Below are 18,381 nucleotides of genomic sequence, written 5' to 3'. Positions count from 1 at the left end.
GTGAGGCGGGGCGGATGGGGCGGGACGAGCGCGAGGCCGTGGAGCGCGCGGCACGGCTGGCGGAGGCCGCCGCGCGGGCCGCGGAGGACCACGAGCGGGCCCTCGGGGACGTACGGGAGGCGCTGCGCCCCCTTCACGACCGGCTGGCCGAGGAGGAACTCGGCCGCATTCCCGTCGCCCGGCTCAGGGACGTCACCGAGGGGCGGCTGCGGCTCGGGGAGCTGGAGAAGGGCGGCCACGGGACCGTACGGGACGTGCTGGACGCCGGGACGTACCGGCTGCGGCAGACGCCCGGGGTCGGGCAGCGCACCGCCGACCAGGCGGTCGCGGCGGCCCGCCGGATCGCCGACGCGGTACGGGAATCCGTCGCCGTCCGCATCGACGTCGACCACCCCGAGCCGCGCACCACCGCCCTGGTCGTCGCCCTGCACGTCCTGGTCGAGGCCGGCGCCCGGGCGCGGCGCGCCGCCGAGACGGGGGCGGCGCTGGCGGCGCGGCTCGCCCCGCTGCTGGCCGACGCCCGGCCGCTCGCCGGGCGCTGGCGGGCACTGCTCGCCGGGCGCCAGAAGCGGGAGCGGGCGCAGGCGGCGCTCGCGGACCTGCGGCGGATCGTCGAGGAGACCGAACGGGACGGCGTGCCCGGGCAGTTGGCGCAGGCCTCCGTCGACCTGCTGCGCCGGCCCGACAGCGACCTCGCCGCCTGGGTCGACTTCGAACTGCGCTCCGCCGAGTTCTACAGCCTCCTCGCGGAGGTCTCCGGCCGCGGCCCCGACAGCGCGGCGGCCGAGGGGTTCCTGCCCGACGACGTCGCCGGGCGGGTGCGCGAGCAGCGCCTGGACGACGCGCACTGCACGGTCTCGCTGCGCGGCTACCAGGCGTTCGGCGCGCGCTTCGCGCTCGCCCAGCGCCGGGTGCTGCTCGGCGACGAGATGGGGCTCGGCAAGACCGTGCAGGCCATCGCCGCGCTCGCGCACCTCGCGGCGCACGGCCACAGTCACTTCATGGTGGTGTGCCCGGCGAGCGTACTGATCAACTGGACCCGGGAGATCGAGGCCCGCAGCACCCTGCGCGCCATGCCGCTGCACGGGCCCGGCCGGCAGGAGGCGTTCGCCGACTGGAAGGGCCGCGGCGGCGTCGCGATCACCACCTTCGACGCGCTGCGCGGCTTCCCGGTGCCCGGCGGCGGCGAGACCGGCATGCTCGTCGTGGACGAGGCGCACTACGTCAAGAACCCCGAAACCCGGCGCTCCGCCGCCGTCACCGCGTGGGCCGCGCGCTGCGACCGGGTGCTGTTGCTGACCGGCACGCCCATGGAGAACCGGGTCGCCGAATTCCGCAACCTCGTACGGATCCTGCGGCCGGAGTTCGCCGACTCCGTGGACGACCAGGACTCGCTGGCCGGGTCCAAAGCGTTCCGCAGGGCCGTCGCGCCGGTCTACCTGCGCCGCAACCAGCAGGACGTGCTCACCGAACTCCCCGTCCTGCAGCACACCGACGAGTGGGAGGAGCTCAGCGCCGCGGACGAGGAGGCGTACCGGGAGGCGGTACTGGCGGGGAACTTCATGGCGATGCGCCGTGCCGCGTACGCCCGCCCCGAGCGGTCGGCGAAGCTCGGGCGGCTGCGGGAACTGGTCGAGGAGTCGGCGCTCAGCGGCCTGAAGGTGGTCGTCTTCTCGGCGTTCCGGGACGTCCTCGACACCGTGCGGGGCGCGCTCGACGCGGACCCGGGGCGGGTGCACGGGCCGATCACCGGGAGCGTGCCGCCCGCGCGGCGCCAGCAGCTGGTGGACGAGTTCTCCGCCGCCGAGGGCCACGCGGTGCTGCTCGCGCAGATCGAGGCGGGCGGGATCGGGCTCAACATGCAGGCCGCGTCCGTCGTCATCCTCTGCGAGCCGCAGATCAAGCCGACCATCGAGCACCAGGCCGTGGCCCGCGCCCACCGCATGGGCCAGGTGCGCTCCGTGCAGGTGCACCGGCTGCTCGCCACGGGCGGCGTGGACGAGCGGATGGTGCGGATGCTGGAGAACAAGACCCGCCTCTTCGACGCCTACGCCCGCCGCAGCGCGGTGGCCGAGTCCACGCCCGACGCGGTCGACGTCTCGGACGTCTCGATCGCCCGCCGGATCGTGGAGGAGGAACAGGCCCGGCTGGGGGTGACCGGGGCGGCGCCCGCGCGGGACGCGGTGAGGTGAGCACGGGCGGGCGGGCACCGGCCGGGGCTCGGCGGGCCCGCGCGGTTGTCCGGGCGCCGGCCGTGGTCCGGCCCGCCCGAGCGATCCCTGGGGCACCGGTCGCGGCTCGGCACGCCGCCCCCGGGACGCGCCCGGACGCGGTCACCTCGGCGTCGGCCCGCCCGCGCGGTCACCGGAAGCCCGCCCCTCCCCGCCCGTCGCCTCCCGGCACGCCCGCGCATAACCCCGTACCAGAGGGCGGCCCGCGTCCTGTCGGCGCCAGGCGAGGGCGTAGCGGCTCGGGGCGAGGCCCTGGACCGGGCGGGTCACCACACCGCCCAGGCTGATCAGCGGCGCGTTCCCCGCCGCGACCAGGCACACCCCGAGCCCCGCGACCAGCGCCTCGTACGTCTCCTCCGTGCCGGCGACCTCCGCCCCGACGCGTGGCTCGCGCCCGCCCCGCGCGTCGAGGGCCAGCCAGTGATCGCGCAGTACCCCGGCGCTTCGCGGCAGTGCGAGGAACGGCTCGTCGAGGAGGTCGGTGAAACGGATCCCGGGCCGGGCCGCGAGCGGGTGGCCGTCGGGGAGGGCGAGCAGGCGGGTTTCCTCGGCGACCACCGTCCACTCGTAGCGCTCCGGGTCCGGCAGCGGCAGCCAGACGAACGCGACGTCGGCCTCCCCGTCCGCGAGGCCCGCCGTCGGGTCCTCCCAGCTCACCTGCCGCAGCCGCAGCACCGCTTCCGGATACGCGGCCGTGAACCGCGACCGCACGGCGGGCAGCAGGCCCCCGCGGCCGGGGCTGGTGCTCATGCCGACCACCAGCGTGCTGCGCTCGGCCGCCCGTGCCGCCGCCACGGCCGCCGCGCCCTCCTGCCAGGCGTCCAGCACCCGCCGGGCGTGCGGCAGGAGCGCGTCGCCGGCCGCGGTGAGGGACACGCCGGCCGGGTCGCGCCGGAACAGCGTGACGCCCAGCTGCCGCTCCAGCGCGCGTACTTGCTTGCTGAGGGCGGGCTGCGAGACGTACAGCCGCTCGGCCGCGCGGGTGAAGTGCAGTTCCTCGGCCACGGTCACGAAGTAGCGCAGGTCCCGCACATGGACGTCCATGGTCATGACCACCGGTTATCACCCGGGGTCTTGGACGGGCAACCACCCGCTCCCGCAGGGTTGTTCGCACAAGGGCACGGACGACGACCCACAGGGGAGCGGACATGGGCAGGGTCTGGCTGGTCACGGGCGCGAGCAGCGGTCTCGGGCGGGCGATCGCGCAGGCGGCGCTGGCCGCGGGCGACGTGGTGGTGGGGGCGGCCCGGCGGGCCGAGGCGCTGGCGGACCTGGTGGCCGCGCACCCCGACCAGATGGAGGCGCTGGCGCTGGACGTCACCGACACCGCCGCGGCGGAGGCGGCCGTGCGGGACGTGGTGGCGCGGCACGGGCGGGTCGACGTCCTGGTCAACAACGCGGGCCGCACGCACGTCGGCGCCCTGGAGGAGACGACGGACGCGGAGCTGCGCGAGCTGTTCGAGCTGCACGTCTTCGGTCCCGCCGCGCTGGTGCGGGCCGTGCTGCCGCACCTGCGCCGGCGCCGCTCGGGCGCGATCGTGCAGATGAGCAGCATGGGCGGGCGGATGTCGGTGGCGGGCTTCGGGGCGTACAGCGGCACGAAGTTCGCGCTGGAGGGCATGTCCGAGGCGCTGGCGGACGAGGTGCGGGAGTTCGGTGTGAAGGTGCTGATCGTCGAGCCGGGCGCGTTCCGCACGTCGCTGTTCGCGGGCGGCCGGGCGGGCGTGAGCGCCGACAGCGGCCAGTATCCGGCGGTGGAGCGGACGCGCGCGTACGTCGAGAGCGGCGACGGCACGCAGCCCGGCGACCCGGCGAAGGCGGCGGCACTCGTGGTGGCCGCGCTGGACGCCGAGGAGACGCCGCTGCACCTGCCGCTCGGCGACGACGCGGTCACGGCCGTGCTGGACCACCTCGACCGGGTCCGCGCCGAGGTGACGGCGTGGGAGAAGCGGACCCGGAACACCGCGTTCGACGCGTGAGCGGTCTGCTCGCAGGTGGCCGGTGACCGCCGGCCGGCCGGCCGATGCCTGCCCCGCGGGCCGTCGCGGGGCAGGCGTGTCCAGCGGGTCCGTGCACAGCCCCTTGTGCAATTCCTGTGGAAGCCTCAATCTTTCGGCTGACGCGCAGGCGCCGTGGCACACGGCGTTGACATGCTCCTGCCATATGCGCCTGCCTCGTCGTGCGTGGACCGACCGCACCATCCCCACACCAGCGCACCACCGATTGAGGAGGACCCCTCAGATGGCAGTGATGCGTCATGCCCGGCGAAGACTGACCGCCACCGGCGCGGTGGCCGGCGCGGCACTCGCCGCGAGCCTCGTCTCCGCCCTCCCCGCCCAGGCCGCCGGAGGCCCGATCCAGTACGAGGGCGCGGCGAACGCCGTCGCCGGCAGCTACATCGTCACCCTCAAGGCCGACGAGGCGAAGGCCGGCTCCGCCGAGGGCCGCGCCGTGGCCAAGAAGTACGGCGCCGAGATCGAGCGGACCTACACCAAGGCCCTGAACGGCTACGCGATCGAGGCCTCCGAGACCGAGGCGAAGCGGCTCGCCGCCGACCCGGCCGTCGCCTCCGTCGCGCAGAACCGCACCTTCACCATCACCGCCACGCAGCCCAGCCCGCCCTCCTGGGGCCTGGACCGCATCGACCAGCGCAGCCTGCCGCTGAACAGCTCGTACACCTACCCGGACACCGCCGGGCAGGGCGTGACGGCGTACATCATCGACACCGGCGTCCGCATCACCCACAGCGACTTCGGCGGCCGTGCCTCCTACGGCTACGACGCCGTCGACAACGACAACACCGCCCAGGACGGCAACGGCCACGGCACGCACGTCGCCGGCACGGTCGCGGGCAACGCGTACGGCGTCGCCAAGAAGGCCCGGATCGTCGGCGTCCGCGTGCTGAACAACTCCGGTTCCGGCACCACCGCGGGCGTCGTCGCCGGCATCGACTGGGTGGCCCGCAACGCGGTCAAGCCGGCCGTCGCCAACATGTCCCTCGGCGGCGGTGCGGACAGCACCCTGGACGCCGCCGTCCGCAACGCCACAGCCTCCGGCGTCACCTTCGCCGTCGCGGCCGGCAACGAGAACGTCGACGCCTCCACCCGCTCGCCCGCCCGCGTCGCCGAGGCGATCACGGTCGGCGCCACCACGTCGAGCGACGCCCGCGCGAGCTACTCCAACTACGGCTCGATCCTGGACCTGTTCGCACCCGGCTCCTCGATCACCTCCGCCTGGCACACCAGCGACACGGCGACCAACACCATCTCCGGTACGTCGATGGCGACCCCGCACGTCGCCGGAGCCGCGGCGCTCCACCTGGCCGCCCACCCCACGGCCACGCCCGCCCAGGTCTCCTCTGCGCTGACGTCCGCCGCCACCACCGGCGTCGTCACCAACCCCGGCACCGGCTCGCCCAACCGCCTGCTGCACGTGGGCGGCACCACCACCCCGCCGCCGGGGCCGCGCTTCGAGAACACCGCCGACCACGCCATCGCCGACCACTCCACCGCCGAGTCCCCGGTGACCGTGTCCGGCGTCTCCGGCAACGCCCCCTCGGCCCTGGCCGTCGAGGTGAGGATCGTCCACACCTACATCGGTGACCTCCAGGTCCAGCTGATCGCGCCCGACGGCACGGCGTACACGCTGAAGGCGTACGGCACCGGCGGCAGCGCGGACAACATCAACACCACGTACACCGTGAACGCCTCCTCCGAGGTGGCGAACGGCACGTGGAAGCTGCGGGTCAGTGACAACGCCACCTACGACACCGGCCGCATCGACGCCTGGGCGCTGCAGTTCTGACGCACCCTCGCTCCGGCTGACAGCCGCCCCGCCCCCGCGTACCGGGCCCCGGCCCACCGCGGGGGCGGGGCGCACCCGTGACGGCGGGAGAGGGGACGGCGCGGGCGGGCGACGTCAGTGGGCTCGCTTACGATGCGCGAGTCGTACGTCAGTTCCCTCGCGTGCCCGCCACGCCCCCGCCCGAACCAGGAGCACGGTGCCCGTGTCCACTCCGCCGCCCCCCGGCCCGTTCCAGCCGCCGCAGGGGCCGTACCCGCCCCCCGCGCCCCACCCCGGGGGCCCGTACGGCTCATGGGGACCGGTACCCGGCCCGCACGGCGCCCGGGCGGCCGTCAACGGGCTCGCCGTCGGCGCCCTCGTCCTCGGCGTCCTCTGCTTCCTGCCCGCCGTGGGGCTCGTCCTCGGGCTGATCGCGCTGCGGCAGATCAGGCGGCGCGGCGAGCGCGGCCGGGGCATGGCGATCGCCGGCGCCGTCCTGTCCGCCGCGGGCCTCGCCCTGTGGACGGCGGCGCTGACCACGGGAGCCGTGTCCGACGCCTGGCAGGGCTTCAAGGAGGGCGTGCCCGGCTCCTCCACGTTCGCCCTCGACAAGGGCGACTGCTTCGAATCGCCCGGCGGCATGGAGGGCATGACGTACGACGTCGACCCGGTGCCCTGCGCGGGCGGGCACGACGGCGAGGTGTTCGCCGTGGTCACCCTGCCCGGCGGCTCCTACCCCGGCGAGGGCTCGTTGACGGACACCGCCGACGACAAGTGCTACGCCCTCCAGGACACGTACGCGATGGACGGCTGGGCCGTGCCGGACCATGTCGACGTGTACTACCTCATGCCGACCGAGGACAGCTGGCGCTTCGGCGACCAGGAGATCACCTGCGTGTTCGGCCACACCGAGGAGAAGGGCTCGCTGACGGGCTCGCTGCGCAGCGACGAGAGCACGCTCGACAGCCACCAGGTCGCCTACCTGAAGGCGGTCCGCGTCCTCGACACCGCGATGGACACGGCCCCCGAGGAGGAGTACGTCGAGGACGACCTGCCCAGCCACCGGGAGTGGGCCGACCGCGTCGCCGGCGCGCTGACCGAGCAGGTGGGCCTGTTGCGCGGCCACGACTGGCCGTCCGGCGCGCGGCAGCCGGTCGCCGGCCTGGTGAAGGACCTGGAGGCGGCCCAGGAGGAGTGGGCGAAGGCGGGCCGTGCCGCCGACGCGGACACCTTCTACGACCACTACGACGAGGCGCTGGAGCTGACCGATCCCCAGAGGTCGGTCACCGCCCGCAAGGCCCTGGGCCTGGCCACCACTCCGCCCGCCCACGAGGAGAGCGGTGGGGAGGAGGGGGAGGGCAGCGGCCTTGAGGTGTGACGGCACTTATAGCGGAGAGAAAGTGCCTGCGTAAAGGGTGTGGTGGGTACAAGTCATCACATCGGGTGATTCTCTGGCCTTTGCTTGCCTGGCGCAATCTGCGGTTGCCAGGCTGTTGCTGTCTGTACAGCCTGAGGGGAGCGGCCAGTGACATTCGGTGAGCAGCCGGCGTACCTGCGTGTCGCGGGTGATCTCCGCAAGAAGATCGTCGACGGCCGGCTGCCCCCGCACACGCGCCTCCCGTCGCAGGCCAGGATCCGCGAGGAGTACGGCGTCTCGGACACCGTCGCGCTGGAGGCCCGCAAGGTGCTGATGGCCGAGGGCCTGGTCGAGGGCCGCTCCGGCTCCGGGACGTATGTGCGCGAGCGGCCCGTGCCCCGCCGGATCGCCCGCTCCGGCTTCCGCCCGGCCGGGGGCGCCACGCCCTTCCGCCAGGAGCAGGCCGACGTCGCCGTGCGCGGCACCTGGGAGTCCAGCAGCGAGCAGGCCGAGGCCGGCCGGGACGTCGCCGAGCGGCTCGCCATCAAGCCCGGCGACCGCGTGATGTGCACGCGCTACCTCTTCCGGGAGGCCGGTGAGGCGATCATGCTCTCCACCTCCTGGGAGCCCCTCGCCGTCACGGGCCGCACGCCCGTGATGCTGCCCGAGGAGGGCCCGCTCGGCGGCATGGGCGTCGTCGAGCGCATGGCCGCCATCGACGTCGTCGTGGACAACGTCGTGGAGGAGGTCGGCGCCCGCCCCGGCCTCGCGGAGGAGCTTCTCCTGCTCGGCGGCGTCCCCGGGCACGTCGTCCTGGTCATCCAGCGCACCTTCTACGCCTCGGGCCGCCCCGTGGAGACGGCGGACGTGGTGATCCTGGCGGACCGCTACCGGGCGGCGTACCACTTGCCGGTGAGGTAGCCGGGCGGCGTCGTCAGGGGGCCGGGCAGTGCGCCGGTGACGTGGCGGGGTGCGTCGGTGGGAGGGCGGGGCCTCCTGGCTCCGTGGGTCCTCGCGGGGGGCGCGTTCCGGGGTGCGCCGGGCGGTGCGCGAGCGTGACGCGACGCACTCGCGCACGCGAACAGCCCCGGCGGTCCGGCCGCCCCCGCCGGGTCGCTGCCCTCCAACTCCGTTGATATTCCGCCGATTTCGCAGGCCGGTCCCCGCACCGACGGCATGCCGCTGACCGGATGCGTCGTCCTCCCCGGACGGCGCATCCGGCGTTGTGCGCCCCTGGCTTCTGGCCGGTTGCGTACCTCTTTGTGAAAAGTCGTATTCGCTGAGTGAAGGTTGGGCGTAGGCTCGGGCATATGCGGATTGCGGTTTCCTCATCGGGCGGGGCGCGGCCGGGGACGCGGGCGGGAAATGGAGGGGCACGATGAACGAGGACACGGTCACTCTCCCCTGGCTCGTCATCCGGCAGGACGACAACGGCAACCGCTACCGCGTGGGCAGATACGCGACCCGGGCGGAGGCCCAGAAGATCGTGGACACCCTCGACGCCCGCCGCCACAAGCAGCTCTACTGGGTCGAGAGGATCGGGCAGGGCGGGGCGGGCAACAGGCCGTAGACCTCCCGTAGGCTCGCGCGCATGAGTGAACGCATCGTGGTGGGTGCCGCCCTGCTCGACGGCGGCCGGCTGCTCGCCGCCCGCCGCAGTGCCCCCGCCGAGCTGGCCGGACGCTGGGAGCTGCCCGGCGGCAAGGTCGAGGACGGTGAGACGCCCGACGCGGCCCTGGTGCGCGAACTGCGCGAGGAACTGGGCGTCGAGAGCGAGGCCGGCGCCCGCGTCCCCGGCCAGTGGCCGCTGAGACCCCCGTACGTCCTGCACGTCTGGACCGCCCGGCTGCTGCCCGGCTCGCCCGCACCCAAGGCTCTCCAGGACCACGACGAGCTGTGCTGGCTCGGGCCCGGTGCGATCTGGTCCGTCGACTGGCTCGACCAGGACGTCCCCGCCGTCCGGGCCGCCCTCACCCACCTCGGCCTGGACGCGGCGGGCGCGGCGGGCGCATAGCCCCGGAAGAGGGCAGTCTCGGTGCGTGTCCGTGAACCGCTCGTACGCCGTTCGTGGCACAGTGCGCCCTTCTGCGCGGTACCCGCGCCGGGATATCGGGTATGTGCCCATTAACCCCACGAAACCGGACATGGGTGGGCTCGCTGGCCTGGGAAGTGATCGGCGTGATCGACACCGAAGACGGCTGCGCCGAGTGGACCTTCGCCGCGGACCCGGGCGCGGTCCGCACCGCTCGCGCCGCCGTGCGCGGCCGGCTGTGCGACTGGCACCTCGACAGCGTCGCCGACATGGCGGCCCTGCTGGTCAGCGAACTGGTCACCAACTCCCTGCGGCACGCCACCGGACCCATCGGAGTACGCCTGGTCCGCGGCCCCGCCGGCCTGCCCGGCGTCCTCCTCGTGGAGGTCTCCGACCCCCTCCCGGACCCGCCCCGCAGGCGCGCCGCCCGCCCCGACGACGAGAGCGGACGCGGGCTGGAACTCGTCGCCATCGCCTCACGCCGCTGGGGCACCCGGCCGGACGAGGTGGGGAAGACGGTGTGGTTCGAACTCGCGGTGCCCTGAAGGTCCCACGACCGGCGCATGGCGGCAGCCGGTGCCCCGATGAGTGATTCGGCGGCGTGTTCCCTGGTTAGAAGACTGGAAGTGTTGTCGCAGCCGGGTCCGAAAACCGCCGGAACCGTGCTGTGATCGTGAACACCGTGTCGCGCGGCGCCGTAGTGCTGGATACTGCGGGCAGCCGCCCCCGGTGACCGGTGCCGGACGCGGTGAGCTGGAGGGGACGGTTCGCGTGAGCGAGATACCAGCGAAGGCCACGGAGTCCGAGGACCCGGCGGGCGGCGCGACAGGACGGGCCGCGGACGGCCTGGTGTCCGGCGATGCGCCGACCGGCGACGCGATGTGGCAGAGCAGCCCGCCCGGCTCGATCTACGACCACATCAAGGTCGCGTCCTTCTCCATCGGCCCCGACGGGCTGGTCGACCAGTGGAGCCTGCGCGCCGAGCAGATCTTCGGCATCCCCGCCGAGCGCGCCGTCGGCATGGACCCGATAGCGGTGTTCGTCGACCCCGACAAGCGCGCCGAGAGCCAGCGCAAGATGGCCGAGATCCTCGACGGCCGCGAGTGGACCGGCGTGGTCCCCTTCAGGGCGCCGGGCATCGGCGCCCGCGAGTACGGCGACGCCCTCGCCGAGGTGTACGTCATGCCGACGCGCACCGAGGAGGGCGAGAGGGCCGCCGTCTGCATCGTCGTGGACGTGCGCACGCTGCGCAGGATCGAGACCGACCTCGCCGCCTCGCAGGCGATATTCGGACAATCCCCGTTCGGCTTCCTGCTCATCGACACCGAACTGAAGGTGCGCCGCGCCAACCAGCGCTTCGCCTCCACCTTCGGCGGCACCCCCGCCGACCACCGCGGCCGGGGCGTCCACGACTATCTGCCGCGCGGCGAGGCCGAGCGGGTCGCCGCCACCCTGCGCCGGGTCCTGGAGACCGGCGAGTCCATCACGGACATGCACGTCACGGGCTTCGTGCCGGGCTCCGAGGAACGCCGCCACTGGTCCATCAACCTCTACCGCGTGCACAGCGGTTCCGGCCGGCCCATCGGCGTCGCCTGGCTCGGAACCGACATCACCTCCCGGCGCGCCGCCGCCCGCGAGGCCGCCGCCGCACGGCGCAATCTCGCCCTCCTCAACGAGGCCGGTGCCCGCATCGGGAACTCCCTCGACCTGGAGACCACCGCCCGCGAACTCCTCGACGTCGTCGTCCCCGGCTTCTGCGACCTCGCCACCGTCGACCTCTACCAGGGTCTCCTGGTCGGCGACGAGACCCCGCCCGGCCTCGCCGACGGCAGCGCCGAACTGCGCCGCGTCGCCTTCGCCAGCGCCGTCTCCGACGCGCCCTTCAGCGGCACCGGCGATCCCGTCGCGGTCGGCGCCGTCCACCACTACCCGTTCAACTCGCCCTGCGCCGACGCCCTGCGCACCGCCCGCCCGCGCACCGTGCACGGCGAGGAAGGCGGCCTCGTGCAGTCCACGCTCGCCGTGCCGATGGTCGCGCACGACACGGTCGTCGGGCTCGCCCAGTTCGCCCGCACCAAGGGCAGCGAGCCGTTCGGCGACCGGGACCGCGACCTCGCCGTGGAACTGGCCGCGCGCGCCGCCGTCTGCATCGACAACGCGCGCCTGTACCGGCGCGAGCACGAACGCGCCCTGATACTGCAACGGTCCCTGCTCCCGCCCGGCGACCCGGAGGCCTCCGGCCTCGACATCGCCTGCCGCTACCTGCCCGGCACCGCCTCCACCGGCCGGCCCAGCGAGGTCGGCGGCGACTGGTTCGACGTCATCGAACTGCCCGGCCACCGCACCGCCCTCGTCGTCGGCGACGTCATGGGCCGCGGCCTGCGCGCCGCCGTGGCGATGGGCGAACTGCGCACCGCCGTACGGACCTTGGCGCTCCTCGACCTCGAACCGGCCGAAGTCCTCTCCCAGCTGGACGAGATCGCCCGCGGCCTCGGGGCGCCCGGCGGCGTCCAGCAGGCCACCCGCGCCGCCCGCCGCCCCCGCGAGGCCGACCTGTCCGAGGTCTACCTCGCGACCTGCATCTACGCCGTCTACGACTCCGTCACACGGCGCTGCACCTTCGCCAACGCCGGCCACCTGCCGCCCGTGCTGGTCGAACCGAACGAGTCCGCGCTGATGCTCGACGTCCCGCCGGGCATGCCGCTCGGCGTCGGCGGGGAACCCTTCGAGGAGGTCGAGGTCGAACTCCCCGAGGGAGCCCTGCTCGCCCTCTACACCGACGGCCTGGTCGAGTCCCGCGACCATCCGCTGGACGAGGGCCTCCAGGCCTTCGTGGGCGCGCTCACCGACCCGACCCGCCCCCTGGAGGACGTCTGCGACCACGTCCTCAACACCCTCGACACCCACCACGGCGAGGACGACATCGCCCTGCTCATGGCCCGTGTGCAGGGCCTGCCCGCCGAGTCCGTCGGCGACTGGACGCTGCCGCGCGAGCCGCGCAGCGTCGGCCGGGCCCGCGAGTACGCCCGCGGGCAGCTGCTCAGCTGGGACATGGAACCGCTGGTCGACACGACGGAACTGCTGGTCAGCGAACTGGTCACGAACGCCCTGCGGTACGGCGAGGGCGACATCCGGCTGCGTCTGCTGCTGGACCGCACGCTGGTCTGCGAGGTCTGGGACTCCGGCCTGGTCCAGCCGCGCCGCCGCCGGGCCCGCGACACCGACGAGGGCGGTCGCGGCCTCCAGCTCGTCGGCCTGCTCAGCGCGGCCTGGGGCTCACGCCGGACGCCGCGCGGCAAGACGGTGTGGTTCGAACTGCCCCTGCCGGACGGCCAAACGCGCCTGGCGGACCCTGCGGAGGCGCTGCTGAGCCTGTTCTGAGCCCGGTCACCGCCCGGCCGGCGCCGGTGGGGGGCGTGCCCGAGGGGCGTCTCAGGTGTCGTACTCGCCGACCCAGGACCGCTTCAGCAGCGCCCTCGGGATGTACGGGGACTCCACCTCCACGGGCATGTCGGCGTCGTGGGCCATGCACGTGACGGCGAGCGGACCCAATGCCACGAGGCCCTCGCCGCTCAGCGAGCGCGCCTCGTTCGCCGTCCAGTACTCCTTGTGCCAGGTGAGGGCGTCGGCCAGGGCCGCATTGAACTGCTCTGGCTCGCGGCGCAGATAGCGCTGGAAGAGGTCGATGGGCGGGTAGAGGATCTTCAGCATCAGCTCGGGGCCGGCGATGCGCGCCACCTGCGGATCGGTGCCGTCCACCGCGGCCACCAGGGTGTCCCACACCGCCTCCCGGCCGAACCACAGGTTCTGCAGCGTCTCCACCCAGGCGTAGACGTACTCGTCGAACTCCGCGCCCGACTCGCGCAGGAACGACACCGGTACCTGCGCCAGCTGGTTGACCCGCTCGTTCTCCCGGCAGATCACCGCCAGGTAGAACGCGGTCAGCCAGTTCCCGGCGTGCAGATAGTCCTGAGGGCCGGTCGCGGGCAGCTGCTTCACCTCGCCCCTGCTGCCGATCCGGCACGGCACGGGGCCCTCCGCGGCCGTACCGGCGGCGAACAGCGCGCTGCCCACCTGCATCGCGGTGACCCAGGCCTCCCAGGTCGGGAACTCGCCCGCCGTCGGATCCGTCAGGCAGCGCCACTTCGCCAGGTTGAGAGCGCTCGCCAGAGCGTCGTAGCGGTCGTCCTCGGAGGTCTCCAGATGGTCGAGCACGTCCTGCGTGCTCTTGATGATCGGCGCCATGAGCTCGACCGCGTTGTCGGTGCGGAACTCGTGGCGGTCAATGCGGATAGCCACTTGCCCTCCTCGGGCTGGATGTTGCTGGCCATGACGTCGGTGACGCTCGTTCGGAGGCATGAGGCTGGAAGGCGATGATCGGCGGTGGTGTGAGGCCGGTGGTAGTTGTAGCGCCGGCCACCGGCCCACGGTGCGTTCGCTGATCCACACGCCGTGGTTCGCGAGTTCGAGGGTGATCCTGCGGGCGGACCACCTGTTGTCCCGCCGCAGTCGCTCGATCCGTTCGACGACGTCGGGCGGGGTCCGGGTCGGTGAGGAGTGCGGGACGCTGGAACGGTCCCGCAGCCCGGCCTCGCCGTACTGGTCGTAGCGGTTCTTCCACCTGGACAGGCAGGCGCGGGAGACGCCGGCCTCGGCGGCCACGTGGGCGATCGGACGGCTGCGGCAGCGTTCGACGAGCCTTCGGCGTCCCTCGATGTTCAGGGGGGCGTTGGCATGTGTCACTGAAGCACCTCGGCGCTTCGGCCGGCCGCGACCACAGTGCGGAAGGGGAACGCGATGAGCAGTGTGATCGCAACCAGGAGCCCGCTTGCCCACAGCGGCCCGAGGTTCCCGACCGCGGTACTGAGGGTGGTTGCGGCGATGAGAGGGCCGATGGCGGCGCCGACGTTGAGTGCCGCGGTCGCATACGACCCGGCCATGGTGGGGGCTTCCGCGGCCTCATAGAGGACCCGTGTGATCAGGGTGCTGCCCAGCGCGAACGACAGGGCGCCCTGCACGAAAACGAGGATGAACAGGGCGACCGGCTCGCTGGCCAGCACCGCCAGGGCCGGCCAGCCGATGAGCAGCAGCGGGCCGCCGACCGCGACGACCAGACCGGGGCGCTGGTCGGACAGCCGGCCGGCGACGGTGACCCCGGCGAAGCTACCGGCGCCGAAAAGCACCAGAACGGCAGAGATCCACAACTCGCCCAGCCCGGCGGTGTCGGTCACGACGGGGGCGAGGAAGGTGAAGCTGCCGAACGTGGCTGCGTTCACCAGCGCGCCGAGCAGCATCACCAGAATCAATGGCGGCCTCGTGAGCTGGGCGAGCTCCGCTTGCAAGGCCGGCCCGCCCGTCGCCTCTTCCTTCACACGTCCCGCCGGGACTGCCTTCAAGATGCCGAGAGCGGCAGGCAGGCAGAGAGCGGCGACGGCCCAGAACGTGGCATGCCAGCCGAGCACCGTGCCGAGTGCTGAACCGCCAGGGACGCCGGCGATCGTGGCCACCGTCGTGCCCGACAGCAGCACGGCCAGTGCACGTCCCTTCTTGTCCGGTGGGACCAGCGTGGCGGCAGCCGTTAGAGCGACGGCGAGGAACCCTGCGTTCGCGAGCGCGGCGACGACCCGGGTGGCGAACAGAACCGGAAAGCTGGTGGTGATGGCGCCCAAGGCGTGCGCTGCCGCGAAAGTGAGGATGAACCCGAGAAGGCTGGAGCGCCTGGGCCAGGTGCGGGCAAGTGCGGCCACAAGGGGAGCACCGACAACCATGCCTACCGCGAAGGCCGAGGTGAGCGTGCCTGCTGTCCCGACTGTGACGTCGAGATCTGAGGCGATGTCCGGCAGGAGGCCGGCGAGCATGAACTCCGAGGTGCCCATGGCGAAGACCGCCATGGCAAGCAGATACAGCGGGAGAGGCATCGAGTGGCTCCGAGGTGAGGAGAAGCACGAGAAGGTCATCTCGTCACCGCGGCCAGCCCCAAAGGCACACTCGCCCGGCCGCAGAATGCGGCGCGACGACAGGGCTACGAGCTCAGTGGTTCAGGGGGCTGACGGCGTGACCGAAAGCCCCCACCTTGTCTGACTCAGGACTCGACATGGCCCGCACGGTACCCGACTGATACCCGTCGAGGCACCCCCGTTTCACCGGCATTGGCCTGTGTCACCAACGTGATGTCCCGCAACAGATGCGGCACTCGACGGTGCCCTCGGCGCTCCCGGTGACGACGGACATCGCCGAGCCGATCTGCAGCGCCGAGACGGTCGCCTCCCAGGTTCGAGGTGGGCGGCACGGGGATCGACGGTGCATCGGGCCTGAAGGTGCGGCAGGGCCGTCCGAAACGTGAAGTCGACCTTGCCGGGCAGCCGCTCGGCCTGCTCCGCCTCCGTGCGGGTTCAGTAGTCGATCTCACCGATCCAGGCGTACTCCAGCAGCGCCTTGGGCACGTACTCGGACTCGACGTCCACGGTGATGCCCTGGTCCCGGGCGAGGCAGGCCATGGCCAGCGGGCCGAGGGCGACGAGTCCGTCGGCGCTGGCGGCGCGGGCTTCGTCGGCGGTCCAGTACTCCTTGTGCCAGCGCAGCGCGTCCGACAGTGCCTTGTTGAACTCCGTGGAGTCACGGCGGATGACGCGGTAGAGCAGGATCATCGGCGGATAGAGGATCTTCGACATCAGGTCCGCGTCCGCGTACCGCAGTGCCTCCGGGGCGGTGCCGTCGACCGCGGCGACGAGCTTCTCGCCCACGTCCTGACGGCCGAGCCAGAAGCTCTGCAGCGCCTCCACCCAGGAGTAGACGTACTCGTCGAACACCGCGCCCGAGTCACGCAGGAGCGAGACGGGCACCTCGGCCAGCCGGCGCAGGCCGTCGTTGTTGCGGCAGATCATCGCCAGGTAGAAGCAGGTGACCCACGTGCCCGCGTTCAGGTGGGACTGGGGTCCGGTCGCGGGGAGCGTGCGCTCCTGTTCCTTGATCCGCACGGTGACGCTGCTGCCCTCCGCTGCGGTGACGGCCGCGAACAGCGCCGATCCGGTCTGCATGGCCGTGACCCACGCCTCCCAGGTGTCGAACTTCGTTGCCTCCGGATCGATCACCCCGTAGGACTTCGCCAGGGTCAGCGTGGTGTTCAGCGCTTGGGCGCGGCCCACACCGTCCGGCGCTCCGAGCTCATCCAACACCCAGCTCGCCGTCTCATTGAGCACCGCAAGACCCTCAGCAGCGTTGTCCATGGGGAAGGCATGGCGAGGAATGCGTGTGACCACTTGCCGTCTCCTCTAGTAGATCTTGAAGTGTTCAAGCGTGGCACCAGCGTAGGAGCCGGTGTTCTCGCCGGCCTTCACCATGACGTACTGCAACTTCTCCTGCTTCAGAGCCTTCATCAGCTCAAGGGCCATGGCGCCGTCCTTGGGCGACCGCGTTGCGCGACTCTGCATCTCGGCGATGATCGTCTGTACGTATTCCTTTGTACCCTGCTTGACCATCATGCCGCTCGCATCGCCGGCGCCCTGGCGCCAGAGCAGGTCGCTCTTCGGGGCCTTCGCTTCGACGACGAGGTAGCTGCCATCCTCCAGCCGGTACAGCTGATCGAACATGTTGGCGCCGTTGGGCGTCTTCGGCAGCTCTATCAATTCAGCGTTCGGGAACTTCTCCGGGATCACGTGGTACTCGGCCGCGTCCTCACCGAGCCGCTCGGACAGCGAGCTGTTGTTGGGTGCGTCGCCGCATTGCTTGCTGTACGCCTCCTGGGCGTTCTCCAAGGCCTGCTGCGTGGCTGCCGAGGGGTTCTTCTCGAACGCCCGCTCCGCGTTGGTCAGGTCCACGGCGACCCTGCGGTCCTTGGCCACTTGATCCAGGTGGTCGATGTGCTGAGCGGCGACCGAGCCGCGGTCCAGGGTGGTCGGGTTGAGCCTGATCTCGGACGGGCCGGACGGCAGGGAGTGCCTGGAGACCCAGTTGCCGTTCCGGTCCTTGGCCAGGACGGGCAACTCGACACCGTTCTCCTTGACCTTGACGTCCAGGCGGTGACCGTCGGACCGGTAGTACTGCTTGAACCAGTCGGGGTCGTTGTTGGCACGCCAGATCTGCTCTTCGAGGATCTGCTTCCTCTGCTCGGGAGTGAGCGGCCGCTCCGGGTTGGTCGGGGCTCCCGTGCCCTCGTCCGCCTGGCTCGCGGGGGTGCTCGCCTCGTCGGCCGCGTTTCCGACGTCACCCAGGTCGTCGCCGGTCCGGCCGAGGTCGCCGAGGCCGTCGTCGCCGAACCGACTGGCCAGGTCGTCCAGGGCACCGGGGGAGATCGGACCGCCAGTGCCACCCGGACGCAGCCCGGTGTCCGCTGTGCCGGATGCGGCGTTGTCCAGGTTGCCGGACGGGACCTGACTGCCCGGGCCGCTCGGTACGTTGTCGCCCACGCCGGTGGGGGGAGCGACGTTGTCCACGCTGTTCGTCGGCACGTTGTTGCCCACGCTTCCGCCGGGCAGGTTGGTGCCGGCCGTGCCGCCGGGCAGGTTGTCCGCCAGGCCGCCCGGGCCTTCGACGCGGGCGCCGGGGGTGGTCGGGGCGTCGTCGCCCACGCGGCCGATGTCGCCGAGGCCGTCGTTGCCCAGGCGTATCACCTGCCCCGCGTTGTCCGCCGTGGCCGCGCCCACCAGCGCCGGTTCCCGGACCGGGGAGTCCACCCGCGGGGTGTCCGCGCCCACCGCCGGCGAGGACGTGTCCGGGCGGTCCACGATGTCCGTCGGGGCCTCGTCCGCGCTGCTGACGACGTTGCCCTGGGCGTCCAGAACGTTGCCGTCCGGGTCCAGGTACTGCGCCGGCACACCCTCCTCCGTCGGCAGACGCGTCGTCCCCGCCGGGAGGACCGGCACATCGGCCGGCAGCCGCACGTTCCCGTCCGGCAGCCGCACAGCACCCTCCGGCAGGGCGATCGCGTTCGCCGGGAGCGCCGGGATGTCGATGGTGCCGACGCCCTTCAGCGCCGCGCT

13 protein-coding genes and 2 pseudogenes are annotated in these 18,381 nt (G+C 72.7%); 9 read left to right on the top strand and 6 right to left on the bottom strand.

Annotated elements, in window-relative coordinates:
• Window positions 1-14: 14 nt before the first annotated feature.
• Entirely contained in the window at window positions 15-2,192 is a 2,178-nt protein-coding gene (locus AB0M97_RS28965; protein WP_365963939.1) for a DEAD/DEAH box helicase, read from the top strand.
• Between the two features lie 141 nt (window positions 2,193-2,333).
• Here AB0M97_RS28965 and AB0M97_RS28960 read toward each other — a convergent pair whose 3' ends face one another.
• The gene (locus AB0M97_RS28960) at window positions 2,334-3,281 is read right to left on the bottom strand and encodes a LysR family transcriptional regulator (RefSeq protein WP_365963938.1); all 948 of its coding nucleotides are present in this window, start codon (window positions 3,279-3,281) and stop codon (window positions 2,334-2,336) included.
• A 98-nt stretch (window positions 3,282-3,379) separates the two neighbouring features.
• Between AB0M97_RS28960 and AB0M97_RS28955 the strand changes: the two genes are divergently transcribed.
• The 8 genes from AB0M97_RS28955 (at window position 3,380) to AB0M97_RS28920 (ending at window position 12,784) form a co-directional block, all read left to right on the top strand.
• The gene (locus AB0M97_RS28955) at window positions 3,380-4,210 is read left to right on the top strand and encodes an oxidoreductase (protein ID WP_365963937.1); all 831 of its coding nucleotides are present in this window, start codon (window positions 3,380-3,382) and stop codon (window positions 4,208-4,210) included.
• Between the two features lie 262 nt (window positions 4,211-4,472).
• Window positions 4,473-6,035, top strand: a complete 1,563-nt coding sequence (locus AB0M97_RS28950) for a S8 family serine peptidase (protein WP_365963936.1) — start codon at window positions 4,473-4,475, stop codon at window positions 6,033-6,035.
• Window positions 6,036-6,237: 202 nt separating this feature from the next.
• Window positions 6,238-7,392: a DUF4190 domain-containing protein gene (locus AB0M97_RS28945; RefSeq protein ID WP_365963935.1), complete on the top strand. Its 1,155-nt coding sequence runs from the start codon at window positions 6,238-6,240 to the stop codon at window positions 7,390-7,392.
• Window positions 7,393-7,539: 147 nt separating this feature from the next.
• Entirely contained in the window at window positions 7,540-8,292 is a 753-nt protein-coding gene (locus AB0M97_RS28940) for a GntR family transcriptional regulator (RefSeq protein ID WP_365963934.1), read from the top strand.
• Window positions 8,293-8,749: 457 nt separating this feature from the next.
• Window positions 8,750-8,941 (top strand): SPOR domain-containing protein, encoded by a 192-nt coding sequence (locus AB0M97_RS28935; protein WP_365963933.1) that lies wholly within the window; start codon window positions 8,750-8,752, stop codon window positions 8,939-8,941.
• A gap of 21 nt (window positions 8,942-8,962) precedes the next feature.
• Complete coding sequence (locus tag AB0M97_RS28930; RefSeq protein WP_365963932.1) at window positions 8,963-9,385, top strand: (deoxy)nucleoside triphosphate pyrophosphohydrolase; 423 nt, start codon at window positions 8,963-8,965, stop codon at window positions 9,383-9,385.
• A gap of 134 nt (window positions 9,386-9,519) precedes the next feature.
• A complete protein-coding gene (locus tag AB0M97_RS28925) occupies window positions 9,520-9,948 on the top strand; it encodes an ATP-binding protein (protein WP_365963931.1) in 429 nt (142 codons plus the stop codon).
• Window positions 9,949-10,174: 226 nt separating this feature from the next.
• Entirely contained in the window at window positions 10,175-12,784 is a 2,610-nt protein-coding gene (locus AB0M97_RS28920; RefSeq protein ID WP_365963930.1) for a SpoIIE family protein phosphatase, read from the top strand.
• Window positions 12,785-12,835: 51 nt separating this feature from the next.
• Here AB0M97_RS28920 and AB0M97_RS28915 read toward each other — a convergent pair whose 3' ends face one another.
• The 5 genes and pseudogenes from AB0M97_RS28915 to AB0M97_RS28895 form a co-directional block, all read right to left on the bottom strand.
• Window positions 12,836-13,702: an immunity 49 family protein gene (locus AB0M97_RS28915; RefSeq protein ID WP_365963945.1), complete on the bottom strand. Its 867-nt coding sequence runs from the start codon at window positions 13,700-13,702 to the stop codon at window positions 12,836-12,838.
• Between the two features lie 120 nt (window positions 13,703-13,822).
• A pseudogene (locus AB0M97_RS28910) lies at window positions 13,823-14,146 on the bottom strand (leucine zipper domain-containing protein); the annotation flags it as partial.
• Window positions 14,143-15,321 carry a Cmx/CmrA family chloramphenicol efflux MFS transporter gene (locus AB0M97_RS28905; RefSeq protein WP_365963929.1) on the bottom strand — a complete coding sequence of 393 codons (1,179 nt, stop codon included), beginning with the start codon at window positions 15,319-15,321 and terminating at the stop codon, window positions 14,143-14,145. The gene AB0M97_RS28905 and the pseudogene AB0M97_RS28910, both read right to left, overlap by 4 nt.
• Before the next feature lie 474 nt (window positions 15,322-15,795).
• Window positions 15,796-16,629 carry an immunity 49 family protein gene (locus tag AB0M97_RS28900; RefSeq protein ID WP_365963928.1) on the bottom strand — a complete coding sequence of 278 codons (834 nt, stop codon included), beginning with the start codon at window positions 16,627-16,629 and terminating at the stop codon, window positions 15,796-15,798.
• Between the two features lie 45 nt (window positions 16,630-16,674).
• Window positions 16,675-18,381 (bottom strand): annotated as a pseudogene (locus AB0M97_RS28895) (hypothetical protein); the annotation flags it as partial.

This window comes from Streptomyces sp. NPDC051207 (assembly GCF_040682395.1).
In the GTDB taxonomy this organism is placed as follows: Bacteria; Actinomycetota; Actinomycetes; order Streptomycetales; family Streptomycetaceae; genus Streptomyces.
This window is presented reverse-complemented; position numbering and strand designations above follow the sequence as displayed.